This window comes from Staphylococcus sp. HMSC059F04 (genome assembly GCF_001812565.1).
Taxonomy (GTDB): Bacteria; Bacillota; Bacilli; order Staphylococcales; family Staphylococcaceae; genus Staphylococcus; species Staphylococcus lugdunensis.
In genome coordinates this window covers 1-23,036 of the sequence record NZ_KV809456.1, presented here as the reverse complement: position 1 = coordinate 23,036, position 23,036 = coordinate 1, and the positions used below count along the sequence as shown (strand labels likewise).

Here is a 23,036-nt window from a genome sequence, read left to right as displayed (position 1 = left end):
GATACGAAAAGGAGCGATTATTAATGAGTGAAGCAGCAGAAACTTTAGATGGTTGGTATAGTTTACATTTATTTTATGCGATAGATTGGACAACATTTAGACTCGTACCTGAAGATGACCGTCATGCTATGGTGCAAGAACTACAACAATTTCTTGCCGATAAAGCAAATGCTAGAGCCTCTCATACAGGTGATCAAACACTCTATAATATTACAGGTCAGAAAGCAGATCTTTTATTATGGGTGTTGCGTCCAGAAATGAAAGAATTAAATATAATCGAAAATGAATTAAATAAATGTCGAATTTCAGATTTTCTAATTCCAACATACTCTTATGTATCTGTCATTGAGTTAGGTAATTACCTTGCTGGTAAATCTGATGAAGACCCATATGAAAATCCACATATTAAAGCACGCTTATATCCAGAATTACCACATTCTGAATATATCTGCTTCTACCCAATGGATAAACGACGAAATGAAACATATAATTGGTATATGTTACCGATGGAAGATAGAAAAGAGCTCATGTACAACCACGGTAAAATCGGTCGTAAATATGCTGGTAAAATCAAACAATTTATTACTGGTTCAGTTGGCTTTGATGATTTTGAATGGGGTGTTACATTGTTCTCTGATGATGTACTACAGTTTAAAAAAATCGTCTATGAAATGCGTTTTGATGAAACTACAGCGCGCTATGGTGAATTTGGCAGCTTCTACATTGGTCATATTCTAGAACTTGATCAATTAGATTCATTTTTCGCTATTTAACAAAAACATTTAAGACATGAACTGTTAATATTTTATTCCAATTGTATTATTGACAATTGAGTCCCAAAACCCTTAACAAATTCAAAAACTGTTGATGCGGCAGGTTAATAGCTCGAGCTATTCCGATATTCGTCACTTCAGTTTAGTTAAGGGTTCTTTTTAATGCACAATAAATTTTTCATCATAAAGTATGGGGAGCAGGACAGACTTCATTATGAATTCGTAGTTCCGCCCGGCAAAGCTGAATAGGATTGGAAAAAGCTTGGTATAAGCGCATTTTCAATCCAGTCAACTACTGCCAATATTTAGTTCATAGCCTAGAACATCATGATGGCCCATACTGTTTATTTAAAACTTGCTAATGTTTAAAAACACTTTAAATACTTCTCAAATGAAAAGTTTCGTTACATCTTGTGTACCTAGCACAGAAAATGGCAATCTGATATTTTCTCTTAAATCCCCCAAAAATCATCGATCTGAACTTTCCCGTGCTTATCAACAGGGATATTCCTTCCATCTTTATTGAGTTATACTTATCTTGTCGAAAATCTGTAACTTTAAATCATTTTCATTATTTTTATATGTAACTGTGATATATGAAAAAGTACAATATGTAGTATCGTTATTATATAATTCATCCATAGATTTCACCTCAGTTTAGGAGTTGATTCAATGTCAAAAAAACACATTTTTATGATTCTTGGCATAATCTTGAGTTTATGCATAATTAGTGGAGGCGTCTATCTCAAAATGAAACATGACGAACGTGAAAAACAAAAGGAAATCTACTACAAAGAACAACAAGAACGTATTACCCTTTACCTTAAACACAACACCAAAGAAGCTAATACCATCAAATCTGTTCATTTCACAAGTTTAAAACAGGGACCAATGGGAGACGCTGTTATTAAAGGTTATATCAATAACAATAAAAAAGACGACTTCGTTGCTTATGGCTCACCTGAAGATAATTTTCAATTTCAAGGTGATATGATAGAAAGCAAAAAAGTATCAAATCTAATAAAATATCAAACAAAAACACCTGATGAAATCAAAAAAGAACTAAATAATAATAAAAAAGATCACTGAATTCAGTGATCTTTTCAAGTTAATTTGCGTTTTAAGAATGTATCAAATATCTATGTTTGAATGTTTTATTTTCAGTAAATTGTCAATCTAATTCATAAATCTGATTGTTTTGAAATGGATTAACAGCGTTTTTCGTTTCAGCTTTTATGTCATCGAGTTCATCATTTATCGCTGATTGGAAACCTTGTTTTAAATCAGCGTTATTAATCCATTTAATATTATGTTTAGTGATACTCATAAACCATATTTCAGTTTGTTGCGCTCGTTCTCTTGATTCCTTTGAAATTTTCATCAGAAAATCTTGCAGACTCTACTGCATGTCAACTACACTGAAGTTCTTTTGTAGCTTTAGCGAATTTGTCCCAATATGTATTTTTAAAAAACAGGGCTTTAAACCCTGTTCTTACTTAGTATCTCTTGGGAGAACTTTAATTACTACTACTCTATTCGTTAACTACACAAAATATACTGTCGCTACCCAGTATATTTTCCCTGTTAACACTTTTATTTTAACCCTTTTTAATAAAAATAAACATATTTCGTTAAGTTATCGCAATAATACTGATAAAAAAGTAATAAAAATACAATTTTTGTTACTAAAGTTTAACCTTTCATCATTATAATATCGCTACATGATTTAAATTATTGTGTAGCCATTTCGATACGCATCTACTATAATTAATGTAACATTCTACTTGATATGGTGATGAAATGAACAAAAAACAATATATAGATACAGAGCGAGAAACTCTAATTAAAGATGTGATAATGTTAGCAGGTCGTATCTTATTAGAATCAGGCGCAGAAGGTACACGTGTTGAAGATACAATGACGCGTATTGCTAAATCATTAGGCTATTCAGACAGCAATAGTTTCGTCACAAATACTGTCATTCAATTTACTTTACACGATGAAACATATCCCCGTTTATTTAGAATCAACGCCCGTGATACTAATTTAATTAAAATATCACAAGCTAATGAAATTTCACGAATGATTTCAAGTAATAAAATTGATTTAGAAGATGCCAAACATAGACTCGAACACATTTATATTGCTGAACGCGATAGTAGCTTAAGTTTTAAAGGAATAGCAGCTGCAATCATTGCGCTAAGTTTCTTATATCTTCAAGGTGGTACGCTCATCGATACCTTAACAGCCATTTTAGCTGGTGGTCTCGGTTATTTAGTCGTTGAGATCTTAGATAGAAAGCTTCACGCACAATTTATTCCTGAGTTTGTTGGTTCTCTAGTCATTGGAATGATTGCTGTGACTGGGCATCATTTTATTCCCAATGGTGATCTTGCCACCATTATTATTGCTGCTGTAATGCCTATAGTTCCTGGAGTATTAATTACGAATGCAATACAAGATTTATTTGGTGGTCACATGCTGATGTTTACGACCAAGTCATTAGAGGCGCTCGTTACTTCATTTGGTATCGGGGCAGGCGTAGGTTCAATCTTAATTATGGTATAGGAGAAATGTCTTATGTTTTGGTTACTAAACTTTATATTTAGTTATACCGCATCATTATTCTTTTGCGTCATTTTTGATGCGCCTAGAAAATTATATCTGACATGTGGGCTTGTAGGTGCATGTGGTTGGATGGTCTACGTTATATTTTTCAACGGCTTAGGCCTCCACACGATCTACTCTAGTTTCTTTGGCAGTTTAGCTTTAGGCCTTATCAGTCATTTTATGGCGCGAAAACAGAAAGAACCTGCAATTATATTTATGGTTACTGGAATCATACCACTCGTCCCTGGTGGTCTTGCTTTTGATGCCACTAAAAGCCTTGTCTTATTGGAGTTTGGAAAAGCTATCAATACAATGTTAGAAGTAACACTTATCGCAGGTGCCATCGCTTTAGGCTTATTATTTGCAGACCAAGTTTCTAAAATTAGTGTGTCCGGTTTCGTTAAAAGATATAAGCGTCTATAGTGTTTCAAACGTTTGAACACAACAATTTAAAATAAAGACACACAGTGCATAGATTGACGCTGCGTGTCTTTTTGTATTCTTAAAATTTATATATTCATTGATAGTCATTATTCATTTTTATCTTCGTTCATCATGTCATTCACTTCATCTTCAGAGTGATTTAATATCAAACGACTTAGCTCATCATTGTTCATCGCTTTTATTTTTGGATAGCGAATAACAAAGAATACTAAACCAATAATTAACCAGCCAGCTAAAGCAACATATGAAGGTAACGATAACGATGCCGGAGACCCTGGTATTAATAATAAGTATAAGAATATAAATGAGATAATGGATCCAATAATACCAAAACTCTTAAATACTGGGCCGTATGTTTCACTCTCTTTATTAAAACTAAATAATTTAGCAGCAGATAAACAAGTAATAAAGTATGCAATCGATACACCCGTGGATGACATATTCACGATCCACGTCAAAGCTGTACGCCCCAACCATGGTGCAATTAAAGTAACTGCAACTAAGAAGACAATTGCCACATAAGGCGTTTTATATTTGGGATGTAATTTACTAAACATCGTAGGCATAATTCCAGAACGCCCCATTGAAAAGAGCAGTCGACTAGCACTCATCAAGAAGCCATTTAATCCAGTAAAAATCCCCATAATAATAGCAATCGCTAGGACAAACAATCCAATATAGCTAAAGGTCGATTGTGTCACCGCACCAGTCAACCATAAATTGCCATTCACACTTTTTGCTGACGTGCTTAACCAACCTGTATACAAAATCATTAAGACATAAGTAAATGCTGCAGCTAATAAGCTATAAACAATTAGCTTAAATGTCTTATTGGGTGAAAAGTTAAACTCTTCTGCCGTTTGTGGAATATTATCAAAACCAACGTAAGCCCATGGAGCAACCGCAACAATCATAATAATAGATGTAAACCAACCACGTTTAGGATTTGCTAATGGTTGCAAATGACCGAAATCAAAGGTACTACCAAAAAATGAGCCTACAAACATTAACAATACGACAAGCACCATAGCAACACAAAAATAATATTGTAGTGACCCAGAGACACTTGCACCACGAATCGAAATAAGCATAAACACGATAAGTAATACGCTTGCTATAATAATTTCAGTTATGTAAACATCCCAACCAGCTATAGTATATAACTTTCCAGTGTTTAAAACATTGGGCAGTAAAAATTTAATTAATAAACTAAAAGCCGTTGCATTTAACGCCACGACACAAACATATCCAAATGTTAGAAACCATGATGAAAAGAAACTAACATATCTACCAAAGCTTAAATAGCTAAATGCAAATGCACCACCAGAAACGGGAAAGCGCTCAACTAATGCACCATAACTGACAGCGATTAAAATCATCAACAATGCGCCTATAAAAATACCTAAAGATGCGGCTACAGGTCCTGATTGCATAATCCAATCACCTGGTAAAATAAATGCTCCCCATCCTATACATGAACCATAAGCAATGGCCCATACGAATTTCTCAGATAGATTTTGCTTTAAATCGCCTCTATCAACTTTATTTTGTTTTTCAGTCATAAAAAAACTCACCTCAAGGTAACTGTATACCCCAAAAGTGAGTTCTCTAACATATTTATATGGCCATTACTTTTATACTGGCAGTTTAAACGCTGCGATAACTAGCATTAACCAACCCGCAATAAATAAGACACCACCAATAGGCGTAATTGCACCTAAAATACGAATCTCTGTTAATGCTAAAATATAAAGCGAACCACTAAAGAAGACGATACCCAAAAACATTAACCAACCTGCCCAATTAACATTCATGGATGTAGTTCCACTAATTATGCCAATTAGAATTAATCCTAACCCATGGTACATTTGATATGTTGTTGCTTTTTCCCATACAGAGATATATTTTTCATTGAGTTTATCTTCAAGCACATGGGCACCAAAAGCACCTGTACCAACTGACATCATAGTACATAAAGCACCTAAGATAATAAATACTTTCATCATTATTTGTTCTCTCCTTACGCTTAAAAATCAAAAATAGAATCGCCGTTACCAATTTCATCATCTGTGACCATAGTATTTGAAGAAGCGACGTTCGTGTTGTGTGATGATTTCATGGAATTTGGTACTTTACCGCCCATAGCTTCTATTTCAGCAGCTGTTACCTTTGCTGTTTGCTTATGTCCTGTCTGTTGCACTGCTGATCTTGTATTTGACTTCACCGTGGTTGAAAAAGTTGGTCCCATAATATCATCCTGGGATGTTTCTTGACTTGCTCGATGGCCTGATGTTGTGGTTGTATATAAAGACGTTAGCGTATGAATCGCATATATGTGCTTCTCAAATTGTTGCTCATTACTTGCTTCATCCGCCTGAACTAATTCTTGTTCAATTAACTGGATAATTTTCTCTCTATCCATGAGTATTCTCCCCACTTTCACACCAATGTACTGGTGCTATTCCTTTTGACTCTAAATAAGCATTGGCTCTGGAATAAGGTTTTGAGCCAAAAAAGCCTCGATAAGCCGATAACGGACTGGGATGTGACGATTTAATAATATAGTGCTTTTGCGTATCAATCAATTTCATTTTTTGTTGCGCTGGTTTGCCCCATAATATAAAAACCACATTTTGCCTATATCGTGATACAGCCTGAATAATTTCATCCGTGAATATTTCCCAACCTATATCTTTATGCGAATGTGCCTGGCCTTGGCGCACAGTCAACACCGTATTTAATAGTAGAACACCTTCACGTGCCCAATCCTGTAAATGCGGCGATGTCCTATGACAGCCAATATCATCTTCTAATTCTTGGTACATATTTTTTAAAGATGGTGGGAATTTCGCTTTAGGTTGTACCGAAAAAGCTAAACCATGCGCTTGATTTGGTCCGTGATAAGGATCTTGACCTAAAATCACAACTTTTATATTTTCAAAAGGCGTTAAACTAAAAGCTTGATAGATGTTTTTTCTATCTGGGTATACAATTTGCGTCGTATATTCTTTTTCTAAAAAATCATGCATCGCAGAAAAATCATGTCTAGATGTTATATCATGAAAAATTTGTGCCCACTCCATTATCTTCACCTCAAGCAATAGTTTAACATATACCTCTTAAAAGGTTCACTATCTATATAATGTAAACTTATAATACGCAAAAGTTTACAAATCATATCTATTTCATTATGCTATGAATAAATAACAACACTGGAAATAAAGGAGAAATAACGATGTGTACTGGCTTTTCTTTTTATACAAAACAAAATCATCATTATTTAGCACGTACCATGGATTTTGCCTTTGAATTTAATGGCATACCTACTGTAGTGCCAAGAGATTTCAAATATGATTTTGATTTAGAAGATGCTTTGCAATTAACGTATGGTTTTGTAGGTACTAATCTTAAAGTGGGACGATATCGTTTTGGTGATGGTATCAATGAACAAGGACTTGCTATCTCCAATCATTATTTCACCGGCGAAGCCTCTTATTGTAAACATAAACGCTATGGATATTTTAATTTAGCACCTGAAGAATTTATTGTTTGGGTATTAGGCTTCGTAAAAAACATTGCGGATTTAAAGCAAAAGGCAGCACATATCAATATATTAAATGAAAAAAATACGACATTAAATATTGTGCCCCCATTACAATTTATGATCACAGATAAAACAGGTCATACTGCTACAGTTGAACCACGTAATGGTAGGGTCATTATCAAAGATAATCATGTAAACGTCCTTACCAATGCACCAAGCGTAGAATGGCATATAGAAAACTTACGCAATTACGCGTTTCTGTCACCAACGAAAACTGCTTATCCTATTGTAGGAAAAATACTTACTCGTCCTATGGGCATCGAAGCAGGTACAAATGGTTTGCCTGGAGGCTATACTTCGACCGAGCGTTTTGTTAGAGCAAGCTATCTTCGACAACAGTTACACAGTGCCACTGACGAAAGCCAAAATCTTAACAACTGCTTTAAGCTGCTGGATAGTGTGAGTATTCCAAAAGGTGCTGTATTAGATGGTGGCATACCTCACTATACTCAGTATCAACTAGTCATGGACAGTGAAACATTAACATTTTACATCAAGCCATATTCAACGAATCAAATTTTTTCGCTTACATTAACTGAAGAAATACTGACACAAAAAGAGATGATGTTTTTCCCATTGAAACAAGAAATTCAATTTACACCGCTAAAAAACACTAAAGACTAGCAACCTATGTAAGTGTCCCTGCTATTTCTTAACCGTTAAAACATGATATGATAAAAACGTATTAGAAAATAATTGGGAGTGAACTTAAATGGCTTTAAAAAAAGTTTTAACAATTGCCGGTTCTGACACCAGTGCTGGCGCAGGAATGCAAGCAGACCTAAAAACATTCCAAGAATTAGACACTTATGGCATGGTGGCATTGACTGCTGTCGTTACCATGGACAAAGATACGTGGTCTCACGATGTGACACCATTACCAATGGAGTTACTCGAAAAACAACTTGAAACTGCAATTTCAATTGGTCCAGATGCCATTAAAACAGGTATGTTGGGTACACAAGAAATTATTCAACGTGCTGGCGAGGCCGGCGAGGCCTTTGAACAATCGGGTGCAAAATACTTCGTAGTAGACCCAGTAATGGTTTGTAAAGGCGAAGGTGAAGTACTTAACCCAGGAAATACTGATGCGATGATTAAATATTTATTACCTAAAGCAACCGTAGTGACACCTAATTTATTTGAAGCAGGACAACTTTCAGGTTTAGGTAAATTAACTTCAATCGCAGACATGAAACAAGCAGCTAAAATCATTCATGATCAAGGTGCACAACATGTCATCATTAAAGGTGGTAAAGCACTAGATCAAGATAAATCTTATGATTTATACTTTGATGGCACAAATTACTATCAATTAACAACAGATATGTTCCAACAAAGTTACAATCATGGTGCTGGTTGTACATTTGCAGCAGCAACAACAGCTTATTTAGCTAATGGCAAATCACCAAAAGAAGCTGTTATTGCCGCTAAAGGTTTTGTGGCATCTGCAATTAAAAATGGCTGGAAAATGAATGCGTTTGTTGGACCGGTTGATCATGGTGCATTTAATCGTGTTGAACATATCGACGTAGAAGTAACAGAAGTATAGTTTTTTAACATGAAGCTTTTAATTATTCTCTTGGCTTTAACAAAAGCAAACGGGAATAGTTAAAAGCTTTTTTATATAGTATTAAAATATCAACTTGTTCATTTTAGCCCCTATAAGTTACAGTAACTATTTCTACTTCGTCTATTTTACTTTCTAATATTTTAGTAATATAAACGATCAAAATCATCGACGAATAGGAAAAACTATATCACATTTATTATTTTATGTTTAAACTAACTGTTTTTTGCGTAAAGTAAGAATGCATTTAATTATTGAGTTTTAAAGGAGTTTTATGATGAATAAAGTAAAAGAACCTATTTCAATTATTGGTGGCGGTATCGGTGGTTTAACGCTTGCCCGTGTGTTATATGTGAATGGCATACCTTCAAAAATCTATGAGGCAGATGCATCGCCGAATGCTCGTACACAAGGTGGTCAATTAGATATTCATGAATATAATGGTCAGGTTGCTTTAGAAAAGGCTAATTTAATGGATGAATTTCATTCGATTATTCATGAAGGTGCCGATGCAGCAAGAATTGTAGATACCAACGGAGAATTACTTCTAGAGGTGCCTGCTAATGAAGAAAATGGACGTCCTGAAGTATTACGTGGTGACTTACGTCAAATTTTAATTCACTCACTTCCAGAAGAAACAATTGAATGGAATAAAAAAGTAGATCATATAGAAGAAATTCAACACGGAGAATATAAAGTCGTATTTAGAGATGAAAGTTTTATAAACACTACAAAATTAATTGGCGCAGATGGTGCATGGTCAAAAGTACGCAAATTATTAACAGATATTACACCGAATTATGTAGGTACAACCTTTATTGAAACTTATTTACACGATGTTGATAACAAACATCCTAAAACAGCTGAAATTGTTGGTGAAGGAGCGATGTATGCCCTTTCTCCTGGAAAAGGTTTTGTAGCTCATCGCGAAGCAAATAATATTATTCACACTTATATAGAAATGAACCGCGATTTAGATTGGATTAATCGCATAGATTTTTCTAATAAAACAGAAACGATCAAAACGATTTTAGCTGAATTTAAAGGCTGGGCACCAGAAATTACTGCATTATTAACTGAGTCAGATTCAAATATCTTAGCTAGAAAAATCAATGCTTTACCTGACAAACATCGCTGGGAACCTAAGTCAGGCATCACTTTAATTGGTGACGCTGCACATTTAATGGCGCCATCTGGTGAAGGCGCTAACTTAGCTATGCTAGATGGTGCAGAATTAGCAGAAGGCATCGCTAAAAATTACAATCATTTCGACGAAGTAATCAAAGAATACGAAAATCAAATGTTCCCTAGAAGTGAAGAAGAGCAACAAGAATCACACGAACTATTGGATATTTGTCTAGGCCAAGATAGTCCTGAACGTTTTGTCAAACTATTTAAAGGTGAAGCATAATCACTGATAACATTGCGTATTCTAAGTATTTAGTCGTAGAAGATTATACGTAGTACGTCGTATTAAAAGTTGGTACTTGGGGCTCATGATTTTGAATTAAAAATTCAGTAAGATATGAAGTGTAGAGAGATAAAGGAGGAGCAAGTCAACATGATTATTCACAAGCAAAATATAGAAAACGGTGTCCCTATCTACGAAATCATTACGCGAACCTTCAAGACAATTACGGTAAAATTCGATGAAACGTTTAATAAAAACGAAATCTATAAATTGCTCTCTCTACTAGAAAATGATGTTGATAACATGAAATTAAGTTATTAACCTCATTGGCCTCCATGTTATTTCGTCATGGATCCACCCTTAAAAAAGTACGATGTTACTGACCCCCTATCATGTAACAAACGTCAAATAGTATTCCTAAATTCACCTTATTAAAGTCAAACAAGCACTGAATTCATTCCAAAGTTGTCCCCTTTGGCGAATATCAGTGCTTGTTTGTTGTTATGCATGTAATTTATTAAACAATACATGATTTTCAAGATGCACATGTTGATATGTTGCTTTTTCAATTGCTTGGAGGCGTTGATAAACGAGGCGCCATGTATTGCATGCTTCATTTGGAATTGTATAATCATTTGTTAGCTGATTCATTTTCTTCAGTATTTGACCAACCTCATCATGATCTGTCTTCAAATCTAGAATAATTTGTTCTATTTCTGCAACATCTTGCCCATTTGAAAAAGCAATCATTTTAGGAAAATCATGATCATCTTCTTGTGCCATGTGTGCAATCATGTTGTCTTTATATTGGGTATATAACGCTTTTAACTCAATGAGATAATCGTGTTGCGGCCCATGTACTTTAGCTACTTTTGTTATATATGGCGTTAGTTGTTTTAATTCTTCCTTTAGTGGTTCATGATACGCAGCTTGAATATACTGAATCAATGAGGTCACGCTTAAATATTTAGGATTTAAACCGCCACCTGGCTCACTTTGTCTTTCGAGTTGTTGAAGCTGTGATAACAACGCTTCTAACGATAATTTACTCTTTTGGCTTGCTTGTTCGATTGAAATAGCACCACCGCAACAAAAATCTATGCCTGCATGCTTAAAAACATCTGCTGCTTTTGGATAATCAGTCACTACTTCTGCAACAATTGTTTCTTTCGTTATCATATTAATCACCTTTATCATATAAGTTATCCATATTATAAAACGTGTTAACACGATAACCTAGTCTGTTCATAAGATTGACAAAATGACGTCGCCTTTTATTCAAATTTAGCGACAAAAACAAATAACGTGCGTGCCAATTCATCATAAATTGACATGCACGTCTAATTGTCATACTAAAAGTCTTCTTTTTCTTTACGTTCTTGTACCCACCATAATGCCTCTTTAGGATGCTCTTCGAAGTATCTACGGTCTTCTTCACTATCGACATTAGGATAAGAACCTTTCAATGATTTTCCAGCCATACTAAAATGCAGTAATGAAATGACAACAAAACCAATGACGCTTATCGCAGTTAAATAATATGCAGGTGCTAAAATATTGTTTGTGTAGTTTACTAACCAAGCAGCTATAAGTGGTGTTGTACCACCAAATAATGACACTGATAAGTTAAAGGTTACAGACAATGTTCGATATCTAATATGCGTATAGAACATTGTTGGCAACGATCCAGGCATTGTCGCCTCATATGTTGATAAGAAGAACCCTAATACTAGTACACCAACAATAATCAGTGGTAATGAGCGAGTATTCAATAAGCTAAAAGCAACGATACTTAATAGTGTTAAACCACCCGTACCTATTAAGAACACTTTTTTCTCACCAATTTTATCTGCAATTCTACCGAACATAAGTGCTAATGGAATCATAATAGCCATCACACAAGTAATCAGCACACTTGTTGTTGTCGCATCCAATTTCACTATTTGTTCTAAGTAAGTCGGTAAATATGCAGTGACTGTATAATTTGTTACGTTAAAAAATACAACCGCTACAAAACAGACTAAAATATCCTTGTAATAGTAACGAATAATAGTTAAAAAACCAATATTATCTCGTTGTGGCGCCGTTTCAATATCATTTTCGAAAATAGGTGATTCTTCTAAGCGACGACGTAAATATAATCCAAATAAACCAAGGAATAAACCTAGAATAAACGGTATTCTCCAGCCCCATGATTGCATTTGTTCTGCCGTTAATAAATAACTTAAAATGGCAATCATAATTGAAGCTGCTATATAACCTGATAATGTCCCAATTTCCAAACCACAGCCTAAACGATTACGGCTTTTATCCGGAGAAGACTCTGCTACGTATGTCATTGCACCAGCATATTCTCCTCCTGTAGAGAACCCTTGCAACACTCTAGCAAGTAGTAATAGTATTGGTGCCCAAATTCCTATAGTATCGTAATTGGGTAACAAACCAATCGTTAACGTTGAAAACGCCATTAAAATAATTGTCGTTGTTAATACGACTTTCCGACCATATTTATCCCCTATAACGCCAAAAACAATTCCCCCAATTGGTCGTAATAAGAAAGCAATCGCTAACGCAGCGAAAGTAAGAATTAGTCGAATTTGATCGTTTTCAACTGGAGAAAAGAAGTTTGCACCTATGTATGCAGTTGTGTAGGCATAAACCCCAAAATCAAACCATTCCATGGCATTACCAATTCCTGTTGCGATAACAGTTTTTTTGGCTTTTTGAGCGTTTACCATGTTAATATTTTCTTTTTCGAAATCCATGAATGATACACTCCCTTGTAATATGTTACATAATTATACGTTATTAATTTATAATGTCAAATCGATTAAAGAAAAATTAATTTTTAAAATTCAAGTTTATTCATTTTACAGAATTTTTAATTATATTTATATAAATTTTTAATGCTTTATCGTGTTATAGTAAATTGCGTTGAATTATTGCCCGCTACATTTTGACTTTAAATATTCACTATCGCATAGTTAAACATAGGGATTCCGGCATATTCCCACTCGTTTTAATAATGCTTATATCTCCATTAATATCAATGACTTAAGGATTTTGAAAAATGTTGTCAATCTAGCGAATACTCACTTTAAAGGCAATAAAAGTTGTCAAAAATTTATATTGTTTTTTCAACATAAATCCGGTGTTATATAAAATATAATATGTCATCTAACTATACCCGCTATATATTTATCCAATCATATGCAATATTTTGTATAATCTATATGTATTCACTTTTATTAATATTTATTTATTTCGATTAGAATGGCATTTTGTATCTATTTCGCTAAAAACCAACGTGGTTACTGCTCTTTTTACTAGTAACTCATTTATGTAAAATAAGACTTTTAAGCACATCATTTAATTAATAAAGCCCATCGAAATTTACTATTTCAACGGGCTAATGAATATATTATATATATTTTTTTTATTCTAAATTAGCATGATTATTTTGCATTGTTTCTTCATCAATATTAAACGTATCCATGAGTCCAAGTACCACACTATCTAAAAACAGGAGTGCAGCTTGTTCAAATAAACTGCCTAAAGGTTGTTCTGAACCTTCTGCGTTATATTTAGTTCCAGCAGGTAATTCAATCACCGTTTCTGCTAACTCCCCAATTGGAGAATCAGGATTTGTTGTTAATAATACGACTTTAGCACCTACTGTTTGGGCTTTTTCAGCTAACAAACGTAAATGCGCTGTTGAGCCTGAACCAGACAAGATTACAAATAAATCATGTTCTTTGATAGACGGCGTTGTTGATTCCCCTACGACGTACGCATCTTTACCTAATTGATTTAGACGCATCGCAAAGCTATTCGCAATAAAGCCCGAACGCCCTTTACCTGCAGTGAATATACTTTGCGCACCATTTACATCATTCGCAAAACGGTCGTATTGTTCATCTTGAACATGTGATAACGTACGCTCTAGCTCTTCAAGAATAAGACGGTAATTTGTAAATTGAGACATATTATTTACCTTCAATCGCATCACGACATTGTTTAGCCGCTTCTACAGGATCTTCAGCGTTAGCAATACCGCCACCTACAATAACTAAGTCCGGATTTTCAGCAACGATTTCTTTTATCGTATCTGGTTTAATACCACCAGCAACGGCGACTTTAGAATTTTTAATTACAGATTTAACTTTACGTAAGCTATCTAATGGCGATTGTCCCTCAGCTTGTAAGTCATAACCTGTGTGCACTGCAATATAGTCAGCACCCATATCATCTAATTCTTGCGCACGTTTTTCTAAATCTTGAACAGCAATCATATCTACTAATAGTTGTTTATCATGTTTATGCGCTTCTTCAACTGCTGCTTTAATTGAAGCATCTTCAGCAACACCTAAAATAGTTACAACGTCTGCGCCAAATTTAATCGCTTGGCTTACTTCATAATCTGCTGCATCCATTATTTTAAGATCTGCTAATACTTTTGCATTATTTATATTTTTATTTAAATGTTCAACGGCTGGTAACCCTTCATTGATAACAATAGGCGTACCTATTTCTACGATATCTACATATTCCTCAACTTTTTTAGCTAATTCTGCTGCTTCTTCTTTGTTTAATAAATCGATTGCTAATTGTAATTCCAATGCAAACATCCTTTCAACATTAATGTTATATAAATCATTATTTGTTTTTCTATTTCTAGTTAGCAGTTTACCCGTCTCATCTTTTTTTAAACGACTAGATTTTTCTCTAACAATTAACTTTTAACTGAAGTATTCGCATAGTCTATATGTATAATGACAACGTTATTGTTACTTTTTTAAATAAATTGAGCAGAGATATACAATTACGCTGTTCTTTTTAGTAAAATAGAATGATAAACATGTTGTATGGCACAAGGAGTGAATGTGTTGGAACCAATTAATGAAATAGAAGTACAAAAAAGACTCACATCATACGAAAATAAACCTGTTTATTTACACGTTGAAACAACAAATGGTGCGTATGCAAACCATTTCGACCAACGTGTTTTTAATGCGGGGACGTTTTTAAGAAATATACAAGTCACATATGAACACGCACAACTTAAAGGCGGAGGCAAAGATCCTTACCGCGTTGGTCTCAAACTTCGTGATGGTGGCTGGGTCTATGTACAAGGACTCACACACTTCGAAGTCAACAATAATAATGAATTTTTAATTGCTGGATTTAATTATGAAGGACAATTGGCTGCCACTATTGAAATCAGTGATAAGCCATTCACATTATAGAGGAGGTACAGTCATGAATGATGAAAGACATGTACTCGTTATATTTCCACATCCAGATGATGAAACCTTCTCATCTGCTGGGACGATAGCAAGTTATATTGAGGCAGGAGTACCTGTAACATATGCTTGCCTTACATTAGGACAAATGGGACGTAATTTAGGTAATCCACCATTTGCAACAAGAGAATCCTTACCAGATATTAGAGAGCAAGAACTTGACAACGTCGCAAATATTTTAGGAATTACAAATTTGAGAAAAATGGGTTTACGAGATAAAACAGTAGAATTTGAACCTCATGCGCAAATGGATGCAATGATACAAGGATTAATTGACGAAACACATCCTTCTGTCATTATTTCTTTTTATCCTAATTACTCAGTACATCCTGACCATGAAGCTACTGCAGACGCTGTGATTAGAACTGTAAAACGTATGCCCGCTGCACAGCGCCCTCGTTTACAATTAGTTGCATTTAGTAATGATGCAATCGAACATTTAGGAGAACCAGATATTTTAAATGATATTTCAAAATATAAAGAACTTAAATTAAAAGCATTTGAAGCTCATGCATCACAAACAGGTCCGTTTTTAAAACAATTAGCAAGTCCTGAAATTGATGGTGAAACGCAAAGTTTCTTAGAAGTAGAACCATTCTGGACTTATCATTTTAAAGCATAAGGGGAGTTTGAAATATGACTGAATTTGATTTATCAACACGAGAAGGTCGTTGGAAACACTTTGGCTCAGTTGATCCTGTCGAAGGTACAAAACCAACGACGAAACAAGACATGACAGACTTACAAAGCACACATAAAAATTTCCTTTTTGAAATTGAAGAAGTTGGTATAAAAAACCTTGTGTACCCTGTTCGTATTAATCAATATCAAACAGCCGGGACATTTAGTTTTTCGACTAGCTTAACACAAAATGAAAAAGGAATTAATATGAGTAGAATCTTAGAAAGCGTTGAAAAGCATTACAGTAATGGCCTAGAATTGGACTACAGCACATTGTATCAAGTATTACGGACACTACAAGAAAATATGAAACAAAATTCAGCTGGTGTCGATGTTAAAGGAAAATGGTTCTTTGATCGCTATAGTCCAGTAACAAACATTAAAGCAGTAGGTAATGCAGATGTCACATATGGCCTGGCAATTGAAGGCAATAATATTACCCGTAAAGAGCTTACGATAGAAGCAACAGTAACTACACTATGTCCATGTTCTAAAGAAATTAGTGAATACTCTGCACATAATCAGCGCGGAATTGTTACTGTTAAAGCATACTTAGATAAAGACGAACAAATTGTAGATGATTACAAGGAGAAAATCTTGGACGCCATGGAAGCGAATGCAAGTTCGATCCTATACCCTATTTTAAAACGTCCAGATGAAAAACGTGTGACTGAACGCGCATATGAAAATCCACGCTTTGTCGAAGATTTGATTCGCTTAATTGCTGCTGACCTTGTTGATTTCGAGTGGATAGATGGTTTTGATATTGAATGTCGTAACGAAGAGTCTATCCATCAGCACGATGCTTTTGCTCGCTTAAAATATCGTAAATCATAAAAATAAATCCTGATAATCATCGCATTGTTTGTCAGAATTGTTTCATTCATAAATAATGAGCCAAACAAGGTTGTTTACACAACTATTGCTTGGCTCAGTTTTTTTATTGTCTTAATATTTGTCTTTTTTGTTAATGGCTAAGTGATATCATTGATTCAAGAGTAACACCGTGATTTAATTTAAGAAAAATCTTTTGACAATTGCTTCGGCAGCATGACCAGTTTCAAATCGACAAAATCGCTCATAAAACGCATCATACTTCTCACCATAATGTTCTCGAACAGTTTCTATTCGTTTGATTGCATCAATTAATTCATCATTAGTACGTACCAGTGGTCCTGGTGCAGTTTGTTCAAAATCAAAATAAAAACCTCTTAATTGATTTTTATAATAATCCAAATCATAGGTAAAGAATAACATCGGTTTTTTAGTGTTAGCAAAGTCAAACATAACCGAAGAATAATCGGTAATACAAATATCTGTGATTAAATATAAATCACTAATATCATCATATGCACTAGCATTAATTACGAATTCATCTAATGATGCGTCTAAATGTAATGCATTACTAATGATAATATGAGGTCGTAATATAAGAATGTACTCTTCCTCGAAATTTTCTTTCATTTTTTGTAAATCCATGTGTAATTTAATGATGTGTTTTTTAGCTTTATTAATATCATCGTCTCTAAATGTTGGTGCATATAAAATAACTTTACGCTGATCTTTAATGCCTAGTTTTTGTTTAATCATCTTTTTCTTTACTTCTAGTTGGGCTTCATTATTGCTGTAAAAAATATCATTTCTAGGATAGCCTATTTCTAATATTTCTTTCTTAAAGTTGAAAGCTGATTTAAAACATTTACTTGCATATGGGCTAGGTGAAATAAGATAGTCCCAATTTTTAATGGCCTGATTTACTCGATCTTTATAACCCTCATCTCTACCTTCAAATGTATCAACATCGTTTAACATTTTTTTCAAAGGTGTTCCATGCCATGTTTGAATATAGATGGTGTCTTTTGGCTTAGCAAGATAGTATGGAAAATTTTGATTATTAATCCAATATTTTGCTCGAGAAAGATAATGGAAGTATTCAGGTGATAATCTTTCCACAGTTGTCACATGTGGATCATTGAAAGGATAATCCTGATTTGTCACCCACACGATATCATAATGATGATGATACTGCTTTAATGTATCATAAATTACTTTCGGACTATCTCCAACCGTTTTTCCGACATTACTTTCAAACACAATTAAATCTTTTTTAGTTGGTAATACTTTTGATACTACAGAATTATACTTATCCATTGTTTTGAAATAGTATTTATTTTTTCTAAACCGTTTAAATAGATGCTGTGAAACAATATCATATTTAACTTTATTTTTCAAAGTATACTGTGCTTTAAAATGGCTGATTGCTTTATAAATTCTACAGCTATTATGCTGATCACGATACTTTATAAATTGATTCGCCCTTGCTTTAATCTCATCTTCAACCTCAAAATTATGATTAACATAATGACTAAGTTTTTGTTCTAATGATGCTAGTGAATTAACTATCACACCAGGTAATTCCTGCTCAATATCAATATGCGAACCATCTTTACCTAGAAATCTTTCTTTATCAAATTGATAATATATCACAGGTTTATACAAGAAACTAAAATCAAAAGCGACACTTGAATAATCCGTAATCATTAATTTACTTTCTTTAATCAATTGTTGAACATCTACGTCACCCTGTCTAATGCATGTGACATACGGAGGCACATCAAATAAATCAATAAATGGTTGCATGTTAGGATGCAAACAGAAAATAACTTCTATACCTTGGTCAACAACCTCTTTGATTTTAGAACTATAGAGTAATGCATTGATTCTACTCAAATAATCCGACTCAATAAGTTGTTCACTATTGATTAACCAGTCACGCCATGTAGGAATAATAAGCAGCTGATTCTTCACCTGATTATCAGGATTAAATAACTCATCAAATCTGGCTAAACCTGTCACAACAACTTGATTATTATCAAACTTCAAATCTCTGACAACAATTTCTTTTTCACGTTCCGAGCTTGTTACAAAGAGGTCGACATTAAAATCTTTTAATTGATTTCCATTAATTTGTGATAAATTTTTTGTTCCTAAAACGCCGTGTTGCAAAAACACCTTTATTGCTTTGATTTTTCGTGTGTATATTTGACTGTTTGTTGGATATAGTAGCTCTGGATGATGTGTCGAACAAATATAGTCTGCTTGAAGCATAATATCAAAATGTTCTGGTGTCTTATAAAATATGACATTACCTAAAGGCAGCACATGTTCGGCTTCCTTTGAGCTTTCTTCAATAACATAGTACACAGGTCGTTCCGGATAATGTGTACGCATATATTTAAAGAAATGATACCCATTATCCTGCGCTTTATATGATTTTTCACCAATCACCCAAATCTTTTCTTGTTCTTTCTTAAGTATATGGTGTATGTTGGTTTTTTTAATATTGTTTATATATTGTAAATAACTCTCGATACTATAACGGTTAATTCTGAATGAAAGATTGCGCCCTTTCATTGTGAAATATGGTGTAATTGAAATGATTTCATTATTGTATTCCGTTATGATTTCACCTTTTAAAAAACGCTCGGCTAAAATGCGTGGATTTCCTAATTTATATTTAATCGGCTCTAATACTTCTTGAACTTGTATTTCTAAAAAAATATCTATGATATCACCACTATCATATGGATACTGCATGAATTCTATCAGTTCATCATAAATATCTACTGAAAAATCATATGTTGCTGCATTCTTGTTATTGCCATTTAATTGAGGTACAATGGCTATCCTTTTTTCTCTATCCGTAAATCTCGTTTTTATTAATAAATGTGTTGTAGTTAAATGTGAGTTTATAATCGCAAACTGTCCATCAATTTGTGCTTGACGATTATTCATTTTCAAGGAATCAATATGTCTGCGAGAAAAATATATTTTACTTGGCACATAGTCACTCATTGATAAATGTAAAAAGCCATTTTTAGTAATGTATGGATAAATGATGCAATTATTTTCAACAACAGCACTTAAATTTTCCACTTCAAAATCTTCGTTGAAAACCTTTAAAGTTCTTTGTGTAGTTAAAATATCAGTAGATTCTTCCACAATAATATAGATTTTAGGATCATCTTGTGATTTAAAATGTTCAGCAACTTCTAACAAATTGATTTTAAAGTGATTACTGCCACTTGCATTATCATATTCAATAGAATCAAATTCATTTTTTACAAAAATTCGGTGAATCACTTTGTCCGGTCTATCAAATAATATATGTAAAACCGTACCTTCTTGTGTTATTTTATGCAACTCATTTCCCTCCAATTACCTTATAGCTAAGCTCTAATAAGCTTTATAATATCAGTTATATTCTCATATGATTGTTAAAATATTGTAAATTTCAGAATTCTAATTACATTATATCAATTAACAAGTTATAATGTAATGGGAAACAAAATATTATAATTAATATATTGAGGACCGTTTTTATGAATAAACCATTTTTTTCTATAATAGTGACTACCTTTAATAATGATAAAACTATTGAAAAAACATTGAATTCTGTAATAAACCAAACGTTAAATAACGATTTATATGAAATAATAGTCATCGATGATAAATCGACTGATGATACTTTTAATAAACTACAGACATTTAATGCAAATAATCTTACAATTCATCAGTTAGAACTTAACAGTGGCGGCCCATCCGCACCGCGCAATCTAGGCATTCAATTAAGTCATGGCCACTATATTTACTTCCTCGATGGTGACGATTGGTTAGATTTAAATATTTTAGAAAAGATAGCCAACAAATATGTTATTTACGATACCGATCTGATTATTGCGAAAGTAATAAAATATAAAGATGGTAATACAACCGTTCATGCCAAATTTATGACGATCGATGAATATATAGATAAACCAGGCAGCGATATTCCCTATCTTTATTATTATATGGGACCCAGTGGCAAATTTATTAAAAGATCGTTGATTATTGAAAATAACATTCAATTTCCTCTGAACTTACATTTTGGTGAGGACAAATTATTCTTTATGACTGCCTTTGTGAATGCACATCATGTTACAACGACGCCTATCGTAGCTAACTATTTAAATCGTTCAACAGATAATGTTTCTATCGTTAAAAAATCAGATTTTTTAACAAAAAGAGAAAGTGATTACATCATATTTAAGTCTGCTTTAAACATCTCAGATAAAAAAATTAGAGATAAATTTTTATTACGCATTGTTGAATATGATTTATTCAATAATTGTAATTCAAAAGTGTTTATTAATTTAAATTTCACGCAAAAAATTAGCGTGTTTGATATTATTAAAAAAATATGCACACATCCATATATACGTGATTATATTATACCAAACGTTGCTCATAAATATGATGATGTAATAAATGCAATTTATCACGACGATGTTGATAAATTTAACGCCTTTTTTGCTTGGTACAATAGCGGTGCTAAACTTCTAACTAAGCCCAATCAACAACATTATTCGCTAATAAGCGTAGACGATTATCGTTTTGAAGTGAGAGACCCACTTGCAACAACTAAAAATTTACAACAAGTTCAAAAGTCTGTCTATTTACAATTAGCAATCCATAATTTATCTGAACTTTCAATTAGTGGCATTCAATTAGCAAGTCGATCAAATTTTATGCATTCTATATTTTTATCAGATTATTCAATCAACCACGACTTGTTAACAATTAAACTACCTGAAACAATTCTAAATGACCTTAGCAAAGGCATTTATAATGTATTCGTTATATATGATAACTATAAACCATTAAATATTAGATATGCTTACAACAAAAATATGACATTACCTTCAAATGATATCACTTTTTATCCGACAATTAATGGATTTCTTTCTATGAAAGTAAAATAAATTATCTAACAGGAGCTATTGCAATGAAAAATTTATTAATATTTACAAATATTTTACTTGCAGTATTGTTTTTCTTAAACCAAAAGAAATTAAAAGAAGACTATAAGATTAATATGACTAATATCGACTCTGAAGAAGATATATTAGAACGTATGGGATTACATAGAGATAGCGAAGGACGGTTGATTCCTATAGAAGAATTATATGAGTAGTCTACTATAAGTATAAAATTTTGTATTAAAAAAGGCCTAACGAGGAATAATTTGTCTCCTCGCTAGGCCAATTTAATGTCATTATATTAAACATTAAATACTAATATACTGACTATTATTTGTTGTCTTTACGACGTTTTCTAGATACAAACATAGCTGTAGCTAATGCTGCGAACAAGCCAGCGAATAATGTTGTATTTGTAGTTTCTTTTTGACCTGTATCAGGTAAAGATTTCTGTTCAGAAGCTTTAGCTGGTGCTTGATGTTTATTATCTAGAGTTGATTGGTTAGTAGCTGTTTTTGCATGATTTTGCGTATCAACCGTTACATGATTTCCATCGACTAAAGGTGTTGCGTCTTTAGCTGGTTGAACTGGTTCACTTGGTTGAACTGGTTGTACTGATTCAGATGGTTTATTTGGTCTAGTAGTTACAGAAACTGTTACATGATCTTTTGATCCATCTGGATATGTCACTGTTACTGGTACATATACAGTACCTGGTGTTTTACCGTTTGGCAATGTACTTGGATTATCTACAGTTACTTTTGGTGCTGGTTTATCGCTTGGATAATTTGGTACTGTCACTGCTTTAGTTACGTCATCCGCTGTTGTTGGTGTACCAAAGT

24 protein-coding genes are annotated in these 23,036 nt (G+C 33.4%); 13 read left to right on the top strand and 11 right to left on the bottom strand.

Annotated features, from left to right (window positions below; genetic code table 11):
• Nucleotides 1-23: 23 nt before the first annotated feature.
• On the top strand, nt 24-773 hold the full coding sequence (gene hemQ, locus HMPREF2864_RS00140; protein WP_070544707.1) for a hydrogen peroxide-dependent heme synthase: 750 nt from the start codon (nt 24-26) through the stop codon (nt 771-773).
• Between the two features lie 672 nt (nt 774-1,445).
• Nucleotides 1,446-1,862, top strand: a complete 417-nt coding sequence (locus HMPREF2864_RS00135) for a DUF1433 domain-containing protein (protein ID WP_002459885.1) — start codon at nt 1,446-1,448, stop codon at nt 1,860-1,862.
• A gap of 82 nt (nt 1,863-1,944) precedes the next feature.
• On the opposite strand, the gene HMPREF2864_RS00130 is transcribed toward HMPREF2864_RS00135, so the two are convergent.
• Entirely contained in the window at nt 1,945-2,154 is a 210-nt protein-coding gene (locus HMPREF2864_RS00130; RefSeq protein WP_002459888.1) for a hypothetical protein, read from the bottom strand.
• Between the two features lie 419 nt (nt 2,155-2,573).
• Here HMPREF2864_RS00130 and HMPREF2864_RS00125 point away from each other — a divergent pair, with 419 nt between their 5' ends.
• Both HMPREF2864_RS00125 and HMPREF2864_RS00120 read left to right on the top strand, forming a co-directional pair.
• Nucleotides 2,574-3,341 carry a threonine/serine exporter family protein gene (locus tag HMPREF2864_RS00125; RefSeq protein ID WP_002459890.1) on the top strand — a complete coding sequence of 256 codons (768 nt, stop codon included), beginning with the start codon at nt 2,574-2,576 and terminating at the stop codon, nt 3,339-3,341.
• Nucleotides 3,342-3,353: 12 nt separating this feature from the next.
• Entirely contained in the window at nt 3,354-3,806 is a 453-nt protein-coding gene (locus HMPREF2864_RS00120; RefSeq protein ID WP_002459891.1) for a threonine/serine exporter family protein, read from the top strand.
• 107 nt (nt 3,807-3,913) lie between these two features.
• Here the strand turns inward: HMPREF2864_RS00120 and HMPREF2864_RS00115 are convergent, their stop codons facing one another.
• The 4 genes from HMPREF2864_RS00115 to HMPREF2864_RS00100 form a co-directional block, all read right to left on the bottom strand.
• Complete coding sequence (locus HMPREF2864_RS00115; protein ID WP_002493015.1) at nt 3,914-5,389, bottom strand: APC family permease; 1,476 nt, start codon at nt 5,387-5,389, stop codon at nt 3,914-3,916.
• A 72-nt stretch (nt 5,390-5,461) separates the two neighbouring features.
• A complete protein-coding gene (locus HMPREF2864_RS00110) occupies nt 5,462-5,830 on the bottom strand; it encodes a DUF423 domain-containing protein (RefSeq protein ID WP_162285079.1) in 369 nt (122 codons plus the stop codon).
• A 23-nt stretch (nt 5,831-5,853) separates the two neighbouring features.
• Nucleotides 5,854-6,249, bottom strand: coding sequence for a DUF5327 family protein (locus HMPREF2864_RS00105; protein WP_002459894.1), 396 nt, complete (start codon nt 6,247-6,249; stop codon nt 5,854-5,856).
• On the bottom strand, nt 6,242-6,910 hold the full coding sequence (locus HMPREF2864_RS00100) for a uracil-DNA glycosylase (RefSeq protein WP_002479436.1): 669 nt from the start codon (nt 6,908-6,910) through the stop codon (nt 6,242-6,244). The genes HMPREF2864_RS00105 and HMPREF2864_RS00100 overlap by 8 nt, the downstream gene beginning before the upstream one ends.
• Nucleotides 6,911-7,062: 152 nt before the next feature.
• Here HMPREF2864_RS00100 and HMPREF2864_RS00095 point away from each other — a divergent pair, with 152 nt between their 5' ends.
• From HMPREF2864_RS00095 to vraX, 4 genes are all read left to right on the top strand, one after another.
• Nucleotides 7,063-8,055 carry a choloylglycine hydrolase family protein gene (locus tag HMPREF2864_RS00095; RefSeq protein WP_002459896.1) on the top strand — a complete coding sequence of 331 codons (993 nt, stop codon included), beginning with the start codon at nt 7,063-7,065 and terminating at the stop codon, nt 8,053-8,055.
• A gap of 88 nt (nt 8,056-8,143) precedes the next feature.
• Nucleotides 8,144-8,983 (top strand): bifunctional hydroxymethylpyrimidine kinase/phosphomethylpyrimidine kinase, encoded by an 840-nt coding sequence (gene thiD, locus HMPREF2864_RS00090; RefSeq protein WP_070544706.1) that lies wholly within the window; start codon nt 8,144-8,146, stop codon nt 8,981-8,983.
• Nucleotides 8,984-9,278: 295 nt separating this feature from the next.
• Nucleotides 9,279-10,412: an FAD-dependent oxidoreductase gene (locus HMPREF2864_RS00085; protein ID WP_070544705.1), complete on the top strand. Its 1,134-nt coding sequence runs from the start codon at nt 9,279-9,281 to the stop codon at nt 10,410-10,412.
• Between the two features lie 150 nt (nt 10,413-10,562).
• On the top strand, nt 10,563-10,733 hold the full coding sequence (gene vraX / locus HMPREF2864_RS12100) for a C1q-binding complement inhibitor VraX (protein ID WP_002479440.1): 171 nt from the start codon (nt 10,563-10,565) through the stop codon (nt 10,731-10,733).
• Between the two features lie 180 nt (nt 10,734-10,913).
• Here the strand turns inward: vraX and scdA are convergent, their stop codons facing one another.
• The 4 genes from scdA to hxlA all read right to left on the bottom strand — a co-directional run bounded on the left by scdA (nt 10,914) and on the right by hxlA (nt 15,031).
• Entirely contained in the window at nt 10,914-11,591 is a 678-nt protein-coding gene (gene scdA, locus HMPREF2864_RS00080; RefSeq protein ID WP_002492977.1) for an iron-sulfur cluster repair di-iron protein ScdA, read from the bottom strand.
• 173 nt (nt 11,592-11,764) lie between these two features.
• Complete coding sequence (locus HMPREF2864_RS00075) at nt 11,765-13,177, bottom strand: MFS transporter (RefSeq protein WP_002459902.1); 1,413 nt, start codon at nt 13,175-13,177, stop codon at nt 11,765-11,767.
• 671 nt (nt 13,178-13,848) lie between these two features.
• Nucleotides 13,849-14,397, bottom strand: a complete 549-nt coding sequence (gene hxlB / locus HMPREF2864_RS00070; protein WP_002479442.1) for a 6-phospho-3-hexuloisomerase — start codon at nt 14,395-14,397, stop codon at nt 13,849-13,851.
• Between the two features lies 1 nt (nt 14,398).
• The gene (gene hxlA / locus HMPREF2864_RS00065) at nt 14,399-15,031 is read right to left on the bottom strand and encodes a 3-hexulose-6-phosphate synthase (RefSeq protein ID WP_002479443.1); all 633 of its coding nucleotides are present in this window, start codon (nt 15,029-15,031) and stop codon (nt 14,399-14,401) included.
• Nucleotides 15,032-15,295: 264 nt separating this feature from the next.
• Here hxlA and HMPREF2864_RS00060 point away from each other — a divergent pair, with 264 nt between their 5' ends.
• From HMPREF2864_RS00060 to folE2, 3 genes are read left to right on the top strand one after another with little or no spacing between them, the layout of a single operon-like run.
• Nucleotides 15,296-15,658, top strand: a complete 363-nt coding sequence (locus HMPREF2864_RS00060) for a YojF family protein (RefSeq protein ID WP_002479444.1) — start codon at nt 15,296-15,298, stop codon at nt 15,656-15,658.
• 13 nt (nt 15,659-15,671) lie between these two features.
• A complete protein-coding gene (gene bshB2, locus HMPREF2864_RS00055) occupies nt 15,672-16,337 on the top strand; it encodes a bacillithiol biosynthesis deacetylase BshB2 (RefSeq protein ID WP_002479445.1) in 666 nt (221 codons plus the stop codon).
• Between the two features lie 14 nt (nt 16,338-16,351).
• Nucleotides 16,352-17,233, top strand: a complete 882-nt coding sequence (gene folE2 / locus HMPREF2864_RS00050) for a GTP cyclohydrolase FolE2 (RefSeq protein ID WP_002459907.1) — start codon at nt 16,352-16,354, stop codon at nt 17,231-17,233.
• A 174-nt stretch (nt 17,234-17,407) separates the two neighbouring features.
• Here folE2 and HMPREF2864_RS00045 read toward each other — a convergent pair whose 3' ends face one another.
• On the bottom strand, nt 17,408-20,599 hold the full coding sequence (locus HMPREF2864_RS00045) for a CDP-glycerol glycerophosphotransferase family protein (protein WP_070544704.1): 3,192 nt from the start codon (nt 20,597-20,599) through the stop codon (nt 17,408-17,410).
• A 179-nt stretch (nt 20,600-20,778) separates the two neighbouring features.
• Between HMPREF2864_RS00045 and HMPREF2864_RS00040 the strand changes: the two genes are divergently transcribed.
• Both HMPREF2864_RS00040 and HMPREF2864_RS00035 read left to right on the top strand, forming a co-directional pair.
• The gene (locus tag HMPREF2864_RS00040) at nt 20,779-22,197 is read left to right on the top strand and encodes a glycosyltransferase family 2 protein (protein WP_070544703.1); all 1,419 of its coding nucleotides are present in this window, start codon (nt 20,779-20,781) and stop codon (nt 22,195-22,197) included.
• A gap of 23 nt (nt 22,198-22,220) precedes the next feature.
• Entirely contained in the window at nt 22,221-22,409 is a 189-nt protein-coding gene (locus HMPREF2864_RS00035) for a hypothetical protein (protein ID WP_002459911.1), read from the top strand.
• A gap of 115 nt (nt 22,410-22,524) precedes the next feature.
• On the opposite strand, the gene HMPREF2864_RS00030 is transcribed toward HMPREF2864_RS00035, so the two are convergent.
• Nucleotides 22,525-23,036: Rib/alpha-like domain-containing protein (locus HMPREF2864_RS00030; protein WP_141743494.1), on the bottom strand; the 512-nt coding region annotated here is incomplete at its 5' end.